This window comes from Deferribacter thermophilus (assembly GCF_049472675.1).
Lineage (GTDB): Bacteria > Chrysiogenota > Deferribacteres > Deferribacterales > Deferribacteraceae > Deferribacter > Deferribacter thermophilus.
Genome location: NZ_JAPNXM010000022.1, coordinates 1 through 7,857, shown reverse-complemented (window position 1 = coordinate 7,857; position 7,857 = coordinate 1). Strand labels below are relative to the sequence as shown.

The following is a 7,857-nucleotide window of genomic DNA, read 5'->3' as shown; positions in this document are numbered from 1 at the left end:
CTTGTTCTTTATCCTTCCCTGGTTTTCTATATCACTCTTTTCTAACTTTGTTAACATAATTTGAAACATACAATGACAGCATTTTTGGATCATTGCGACCCAGCTATATAGCAGTAAATTTTGAGTTTAAAGCTTTTTTGCGAATAGTATTTGCATATGTAATACTAAATATTTGAAGCTCAATGGCGGGGGAAGCAATTTCAAAACTATATTGATATATAGAATTGATTCATGATGCAACAGTATCTAAACAAAAAATACTTATTATTATCCTAAAGGAATTCTCAATAGACTTTTAAAAGCAAAAGCATCAAAATATAAAAAAGTAAAAAATCAAAAATTAATTGTCCTCAACTACAAGACGGAAGCCTATGTAATTGTCCCTGCTGCCCGGCGTGCCGTAGTTGCGATATGAAGCACGGACGAGCCTCGGTAGGTTGAGCCAACTGCCTCCGCGTTTCACACGGCTAGAACCGCTTGATGGACCAGTCGGATTATTTTTAGGAGAACTTCTATAATAACTACTATCATACCAATCCTGCACCCATTCATAAACATTGCCAGACATATCATAAATACCCAATCCGTTAGGCTGCTTTTGACCTACTGGATGGGTCTTTCCGCCAGAATTATCATAATACCAAGCAACCGCATCAATATTATCCCCACCACAATACTTCTCTTTTTTGCCACCACTTCTACAAGCATATTCCCACTCAGCTTCAGTAGGTAAACGATAATTCTTTCCAGTTTGTCTCTTAAGCTTATTAATAAAATTTTGAACATCATTCCAAGATACTCTTTCTACAGGGCAATCATCACCACATGATTTAAAATAAGAAGGGTTATTACCCATTACTTTTTCCCACTGACCTTGAGTAACCTCATATTTTCCCATATAAAATCCATCTACACATACCTCATGGACAGGCTCTTCATCACTTTCCCCATCTCCAAAAGTATCACCCATCTGAAAACAGCCTCCTGGCACATACACAAATTCCATACCTGTTATAGGGTCTTTACACTCTTTACCATTTTTACAGCCACCTACCACAAGAGTAAGTAATATATTATCTGCTACAAGCCCTTTAGGAAAATCTTTAAGAACATTCCAATAGACTTTTTTATTTTTACCAGGCTTTACTTTCTTGATATCACCTTCAAGACTTAAATCATCCTGAGTATATGTCTTACCATTTATATTAACTTCAATTGTTATATCTACCCCTTCTGCGCTATCCCCCTCAAGGTCGTATTCAAATACAGCTCTGCCACCTTGCTGATAAGCTTTTAGATTTTTAACTTCCGCTGCATTTAATCCAATCACAATAAAAAATAACATCAAAAACAAAATAAAAACCCTCTTCATCTCATCAACCTCACATTACAAGCATTAGCAAATCTAAGCCATTATAACTTTTGCAAGCAAAATTTACAACTTTTTTTGAAATAACTATAGTCTCATTCTCACACCACTAAGCTAACATGACATTGAACTTAAAACTTATACTCTTTCCCATTCAAAATTCACGATATTTTTCTCTTCTGAGCTAAATTCTATACCCACAAGATAGATTTGCTTACCTTCATTTAAGTATTTCTGAGCATAGCCTTTTTCTTTAATTTGCTTTAAAGCCTCCCCTTTTTTACTATCTACCTTAAACTCCAAAATGTAAATTTTATCCCCCACAAAAAGTGTCAAATCAATCCTTCCTTTATTTGTAACATCCTCACCAATTATCTTAACACCAAGAGAAGCAAGGTAAGTATAAATTACACTTGCGTAAAATCCTTCATATAAATTAAGTTCATTTTTTGTAAAATTGGTGTAAGGAATTGAAGAAAATAACGAAATCAAATTATCCATTACTATATCTAAATCAGCATTAAATAAGGCTTTAAAGGTAAGATTTTGATTTGATGAAATACCCTTTAACTGAAAAAGGTAGTAAAGAATATAATCACTTAAAGATATTTGGACTTCAAGATTAGGTATTCTTAACTTGTATTCTATTGACCTGCCTGTATCTATCATCTCTTGAATTGTCAAATAGCCTGATTGATAAAGTATTACTTCTAAATCTATATTTTCTATGTCAAAGCTGGAAAGTATTTTTTTATCTACAATCAGATTAGTCAAATTTGGTAAAAAATAATTTCTCTCTTTTATGAGTTTAATCAAAAAAGATGGCGTGCCGGTTTCAAACCAATAATTATCAAATACAAACTCATTGCTTATAAATTGCAAAATATCAAAGGGGTTATAAACATTATCTTTTAGAAAATTGTAGCCATTGTACCATTTCTTTACCTTTTCTAAATCTACATCTTTAAAATAAGGTAAAAATGACGTTTCGATATCTTTTTGGGTATATCCGCAGATATTGCCATATTTTGGATTAAGCGATATATCGGTGAGCATATTAAGGCCGCTAAAGATAGAAGCTTTGGAAAATTTACTTACACCTGTCAAAAATGCAAATCTAATATAGGCATCATTATCCTTGATTATAGAATAAAGCCCCTTAATAAATTCTCTATTTATCTTTGCCTGCTCTATATTTTCAATTACATCAAGAATAGGCTTATCATACTCATCTATTAAAATGACAACTTTTTGATTATATTTTTCATAAGCTCTGTGGATTAAATCTCTAAAACAGCTACCAGGGTCAGTAGTATCATCACATTTTATCTCAAGTATTTCTTGATTAAACTTTAGCACATCAAGTGCAACCTTTTTTAAACTATCAAGCGTTTGAAAATTCCCTGCCCAACTTATTTTAATCACTGGATATTTTTTATCCCAGTTCCATTTATCGTAAATATAAAGACCTTCAAAAAGCTTTTTATTCCCTTCAAATAACTCTTTTAATGTATCAAGAAACAGTGACTTACCAAATCTGCGAGGTCGGGATAAAAATACATATTTATACTCTTGAGTAAGTTTATAAGCTTCTTCAGTCTTATCAATATAAATATAATTACCTTCTATTATTTCGCTAAAAGTTTGAATACCTATTGGAAGCTTTTTTAATGTTTGCATAGTTGTCTCCGCAGTAAATAATACTTCTTCATAAAATATAGGTGAAAATATCGGATTAGGCAAGGGGGATACATACTATTAAGAAGAATGAGGTGAGAGTGTTGAACAATAATAAGTGATTAAACATCTCAGATTGCTTCGCTAACGCTCGCAAAGACTAAAGATGGTGGACATTGCGAGGAGCGATTGCGACGAAGCAATCTCAAAGTTACATTTATATCAAAAAATTGATTCATTGCGCAACAGCCTCGAATTAAGAATTTTGAAATTAAATGATGTCGGTTTCTTTATAAAATCTCTTTAAGTTTGGATTTGCTAACTACTCCATTTTCATCATAACCACGGGCTTTATAATATCTTTTAAGCATTTTATCTAATGGTGGCAGTCTGTTTTCTTTGTCAGATTTTCTTGGCTCATAAAGTAACCTTGCTGGTAAAATATCATCCTTTTTAGTCACACCAAGTCTATTATTTAAATACCTCTCCAATAAATGTATCCTTTCTCCAGCCTTTAAAAACTCCTTTTTGGAGATATTTAACCCTGTTACCGAAACCCATAATTGATAATACAAAGAATAATCGATTAATAACACAGCGATTTTTGATAAGTTGTTCATAAAAAATCTAAGCAAAAAATCAGGGGTATATTTAGTTAAAGGTGATTCTAAAAGGTAGGCAAAAGCAGTAAAGAGGCAAACTTGTAAGGAGTTTATACAGTTAAAAAGGTTTTCAAAGAATAGTGTAAATTCCACTTTCCCTTTTTCAGAATAGGGATTTAGTAAATCAAAAATCACTTCCAGCCCAATAGGGTATGCTGATAGATGACAACCACCCCTATTTGCAGTTGCAAAGGATAATGCTTGTCCAAAAGCAGCTCTTGGGTCATACCCAGATATTTCCAACCCTTTTACATGTATTGCAAACTCTTTTCCACCATATTTTTCACTTAACCTTTTAACCCCTTCGGCTAAATCATCACCAACCCCTCTACGATGAGCTATATCCAACAAAGCCTCTTCAACCCCATCACTTTTACCAAATTTTAAATTTGAACTAAAAATCCCTTTTTCACCTGCCTCCATTGCCCATGCCAAAACACCACCAGTGGAAATCGTATCCATCCCCATTCTGCCACAAATATCATTCCATTTTGCAACAATAGCTGGGTCAAATATACCAAGGTTGCTACCCAAAAGTGTCACCGTTTCATACTCAGGAACAGAAAGCTCTTTGCCATCCACAGCCCCTTTATGGCCACATAATATTGAGCAAGGTTTACAGGTATGATGCTTTGTATTAAACAATTTTGCCATATTTTCTCCAGCAAGATTAAAAGATTTGGGATCAGTCCCATCTTTGAAGTTGTAGGCAGGCATAGCCCCTTTAGAATTTGTAAAATTTACATTTGAAGCTGTACCATAATTTCTATAAAGATTTGCTGTAAAATTGTTTCTATTGATATAATTAAGCCCTCTTTTCCTTACTTTATCAAACATCTCTTTATTTTTTGGTAAAACACTATATTTACCTTTTTTGACAACAACACCTTTCAAATTTTTAGAGCCAAAAACTGCTCCAAATCCACATCTACCCAAAAACCTATGACCAGAAATCACATTTGCATATCTCACCAAGTTTTCACCTGCAGGCCCAATAGCCAATGATGCAACACCATAATTTTCAAAATAAGATTGAGTTTCTTTCGTATCCTTCCCCCAAATATCGTTAGCCGAATAAAACTCTACACTATCATCTCCTATCACAAGAAAAGTAGGCTCTTTTGCTGCCCCCTTTATCACCAAAGCTTCATAGCCATTTTTTCTCAGCTCCATTCCAAAAGGGCCACCACAGGAAGATGTCCCCACAATATTTGTTAAAGGGGATATTGTAATAGCATGAAATCTACCACTACATGGAGCATTTGTCCCCATCAAAACACCTGGAACAATAATAATAGGATTTTCAGGGGAAAATGGGGTAATCTTTTCATCAAAGAAATCATACAAAAGCTTAATCCCTAACCCTTTGCCACCCAAAAACTTTTTTAAATCCTCTATATTTAGCTTTAAAACCTCATAACTCTTTTTCGATAAATCAACAAACAGTATCTTATCGCTATAACCTTCAATAACATTCATCAGTAAGACACCTCTAATATTTTTATAATATCATCAATACCTGCATACTTTGGTGTAAACACAATGGAACCGTCATTTAAAGACATCTTTGCAATTTTATCAAAATCACCTTTTCTAACACCCACATCACTCAATTTTATTGGTAAATTAGTCAAAGAATGAAGTCTTGTTAGAACATTTCTGACATATTCTATCAAATCTTTCACTTCTTCTTCTAAAAAAATATTTAATAGCTTATTAATTTCTTCAAACTCAGCTTTTCTCGTATCGTAATAAAACTCAAGACCAGCAGGAAGCAAAATCCCCATAGCAATACCATGTGGTATTTTGTATATCCCTCCCAAGGTATGCCCAATAGCATGGACTATCCCAACCATAGCATTTGAAAAAGCTACCCCTGCACATGTAGAAGCAATCATCATATTTAATCTATATTCTCTGTTTTTAGGGTCATCTATTACTTTAAATAAGTTTTGAAAAATTAGTTTGATAGCTGTCAGTGAGAAAGAATCCGAAATAGGGTTTTTCTGCAACGAAAGATATGCTTCTAAAGCGTGTGTCAAAGCATCCATAGCAGTAGCTGCGGTCATTATCGGTGGTAGGGATAAAGTCATTCTGGCATCAAGTATTGCCACATCAGGTATAAGAAACTGTGATGCAAAGGGCAGTTTCACTCCATTTTCTTCATCAGCTATCACTGCAACAGATGTAACTTCAGAGCCAGTCCCACTTGTAGTGGGGATAACAATCAAAGGTTTTAGCTTTCTATCAATCCTCTCTGCTCCAGCAAGATCTGCTAAATTTTCTGTATTGTAGCCTATCAAAATGTTAGCACCCTTTGCAGAATCGATTACAGAACCACCACCCAGAGCAATTATAGAATCACAATTTGACTGATTACATATCTCATAAATATTTCTAACAATCTTCAACGATGAATCAGGAGGAACTTCATCAAAAATTATATATTCGATATCAGCCTCTCTCAAAGGCTGTTCTACAAATTTTAACAAACCTGCATTTACAATACCTTTATCGGTTACAATAATAGGTTTTTTGCTGTTTAAAAGTGAAAGCTCATAGAAAAGATTTGATAAAGAGTCTTCTCCAGCTAAAATTTTTGTTGGGACAAAAAACTCAAAGAGTGAAGTTTTCATAATTTTACCTTCTAACAATTCCATACAAATACAGCTTAATTTTTAAAATCTTATTTATCTCTGGAAGCTTCTTCATAATTCTTTTACAAATAAAAGCAGGGAAAAGGTACCTTTGTACAATCATAGAAATTCTTGTAAACATCAGTCCATCAGCTATCATCCCTTTTAATATCATCCTTTTTTCAGCAAAACCAACCTCAAGCCCTTTTAAACCGAGGAAAATCTTTAATGCACTTTTCAAAGACTTAAATTCTATTATTAAATCAGCATTATCTATATCGCAAGTTAACGAATAACAAAGTTTATTATCAATCTTTTTAAAACATAAAACTGGATTATCCAATCCAAATATTTTTAGGGCAATTTTAAAACCATCAGGCAGATATGATATCTCATTTTTTATATTGTAATCACGATTTGATAAAAAAGATAGCGACCTTCCAAAAAAGAAAAATAGAATTTTTAATAAGAAAGCCATTAAAACACCTTTATATTTTAATTAAATGTTAATTCATAAACAACCTTTTGTCAAGAAAATAAAAGATGTAATGCTGAATTAACAATTATTTTTAACATTGATCAACTTTTAGAAACTTGTCAAAAAACTTATTTTAATATATTTTATCCACATGAAATTTGTAATTTTTTATATTTTTTTATTTATCTCAATTATTAGTTGCACATCTCCACAAATAAAAGTCAATGTTACTTTAAAACCAAAATACTATAATCTACTTTCTCTAAAAAGTATCGCTGTACTCCCATTTGAAGGCAAAGATGGAAAAATCTTTTCAAATAAAATCGAATCCATGATATCTGATACACTATTACAAAATGGAAATGAATATTACAAACTCGTAGAAAGATCAGAAATAAATAAAATTATTGAAGAGTTAAAATTTTCAAATAGTGGATTAGTAAATAAAAAAGATGTCATTAATTTCGGCAAACTCATTGGAGCATCAGCAATTTTAACTGGTACTATCAATATTTCAAAAGTTGAAGATACAATGTTTAAAGAGCAAAGAAGTGAGTGTATCAAGTCCAAAAAAAGCAAATTAAAAACTCCCTTGGGTAATATACCTGTTTCAAAATGCCTAAAATGGAGATATTATGACGTAAACTGCCAAAAAAGAACTGCAACTTTTTCTGCAACAACAAAGATTATAGAAGTTGAAACAGAAACAATCATTTACTCTTCTGATTATACAGAAACAGCTAAATCTGCAGCATGCCCAGATTCTGGCTATCCCGTTAAATCCAGCGCAGAACTATTAACAATAGCACAAAATAAAGTTTTAGAAGACATTAGAAGAGATATACTTCCGTATAAAGTAATCTTAACTATAGAATTAAAAGATAATGATGATGACATAAAAGATAAAAATGCCAAAAAATATTTTAGAGCTGGCTTAGAATTTACTTCTAACAACAGAATAAAGGGTGTTGCACAGTAAAATTTATATAACATATTGATATTTAATCTATTTTCTGCTAAATTATGCTTAATTTT

Annotated in this window: 6 protein-coding genes; 1 reads left to right on the top strand and 5 read right to left on the bottom strand. The window is 32.4% G+C overall.

Annotated features, from left to right (window positions below; genetic code table 11):
- Positions 1-340: 340 nt before the first annotated feature.
- The 5 genes from OWM07_RS11065 to OWM07_RS11045 form a co-directional block, all read right to left on the bottom strand.
- On the bottom strand, positions 341-1,372 hold the full coding sequence (locus OWM07_RS11065; RefSeq protein ID WP_423303808.1) for a formylglycine-generating enzyme family protein: 1,032 nt from the start codon (positions 1,370-1,372) through the stop codon (positions 341-343).
- Between the two features lie 135 nt (positions 1,373-1,507).
- On the bottom strand, positions 1,508-3,049 hold the full coding sequence (locus OWM07_RS11060; RefSeq protein ID WP_423303807.1) for an ATP-binding protein: 1,542 nt from the start codon (positions 3,047-3,049) through the stop codon (positions 1,508-1,510).
- Positions 3,050-3,336: 287 nt separating this feature from the next.
- Positions 3,337-5,187, bottom strand: a complete 1,851-nt coding sequence (locus OWM07_RS11055; RefSeq protein WP_423303806.1) for an aldehyde ferredoxin oxidoreductase family protein — start codon at positions 5,185-5,187, stop codon at positions 3,337-3,339.
- Positions 5,187-6,344 carry an iron-containing alcohol dehydrogenase gene (locus tag OWM07_RS11050; RefSeq protein WP_423303805.1) on the bottom strand — a complete coding sequence of 386 codons (1,158 nt, stop codon included), beginning with the start codon at positions 6,342-6,344 and terminating at the stop codon, positions 5,187-5,189. The genes OWM07_RS11055 and OWM07_RS11050 overlap by 1 nt, the downstream gene beginning before the upstream one ends.
- Before the next feature lie 4 nt (positions 6,345-6,348).
- Complete coding sequence (locus tag OWM07_RS11045; RefSeq protein ID WP_423303804.1) at positions 6,349-6,822, bottom strand: hypothetical protein; 474 nt, start codon at positions 6,820-6,822, stop codon at positions 6,349-6,351.
- 151 nt (positions 6,823-6,973) lie between these two features.
- Here OWM07_RS11045 and OWM07_RS11040 point away from each other — a divergent pair, with 151 nt between their 5' ends.
- Positions 6,974-7,801 carry a CsgG/HfaB family protein gene (locus OWM07_RS11040; protein ID WP_423303803.1) on the top strand — a complete coding sequence of 276 codons (828 nt, stop codon included), beginning with the start codon at positions 6,974-6,976 and terminating at the stop codon, positions 7,799-7,801.
- Positions 7,802-7,857 lie beyond the last annotated feature (56 nt).